The organism is Xanthovirga aplysinae, assembly GCF_009711365.1.
GTDB lineage: Bacteria > Bacteroidota > Bacteroidia > Cytophagales > Cyclobacteriaceae > Xanthovirga > Xanthovirga aplysinae.
Map to the genome: position 1 here is coordinate 2516 of NZ_SMMB01000747.1, position 1127 is coordinate 3642.

Below are 1127 nucleotides of genomic sequence, written 5' to 3' on the forward strand. Positions count from 1 at the left end.
TGTATGAGAATGGATCAAGCTCCCAGGAAATGAATTTTGTTTTGAATCAGCTTTTAAATGAGGCCTATTTTCAAAGTTTCTCAAAATTGATGCTAGAAGGAAAAACTCTCGAGCTGCTTACTTTATTCCTTCAACAGTTTGTGGTGGGTAAAACCACTTTTCCGAACATGGACGAAAACCTAATATTAGAATCGCATCAGTATATAGCATCTAATTTAGATACAAATATTACAATTAGTGAACTTATTCGTAAAACCGGATTAAACGAACATAAACTACAGAAAGGCTTTAAGGCTTTATTTGGCAATACCATTCAAAAGCATATTAAAAAACTCCGCATTCAGAAGGCTCGTCAATTAATTATGCAAGAAAGCTTATCGGTGTCCGAGGCCGCATATAGGGTGGGATATGTAAATTTAAGTCATTTCGCCACTGCTTTTCGAAGAGAATTTGGCGTCTTACCCCATGAATTAAAGAAGTAATACCACTTATTCTTTTTTCGGCTATTAATTTTCGTTTTTGGGTTATTTTATCCATTAAATCTTACATAATTTTATTAAAAATACTTTTAAAGGAAATCATTAACCCCTTTTATAGAGTATTGAATATTATTTTTTGGTAATAAAATTGGAAAATAACAAAACAAAGGCATGCTTTTATTAAAGCCTATTAAGGCTTACTTTTTATAAAGCATACTTAATAATTATGTTTTTTTAATCTAATAATTTTTAGCCTATGAAAATTTTTACAAAAAAAGTACCGATTACCCTCTTTATTATAATTAGTATCTGGACTCATTCTGAAGTTTTGGGACAGGTTAGTGATGGGAATAAAAATAATTACTTTTCCCCATATGCTCCAAGAGGAAGTTATGGACAACTAAACACCTTGGTAGGAAACAATGTAGGCGAGAGGCATGATGGTGCAAATTCCAATTCATTTTTCGGAGCCCATATCGCATTATGGAAACGACTTGGAAGCAATAACACCCTAATTGGAGCTGAGGTGGCAGGGGCAAGTGCTATTAATGTTGAAAATATAAACAGTTATCATAATACCTTTTTGGGTTCTAAAAGTGGTTATAATGTGAAGGGTAACTATAATACCTTTTTAGGTTCTCATAGTGG

General features: G+C 32.6%; 1 protein-coding gene and 1 pseudogene. Both read left to right on the forward strand.

The genetic code is table 11. The features are described 5' to 3' along the window. On the forward strand, window positions 1-482 hold a 482-nt coding region (locus E1171_RS05025; protein ID WP_222931399.1), incomplete at its 5' end, for a helix-turn-helix transcriptional regulator. Between the two features lie 253 nt (window positions 483-735). Next, a pseudogene (locus E1171_RS05030) lies at window positions 736-1127 on the forward strand (hypothetical protein); the annotation flags it as partial.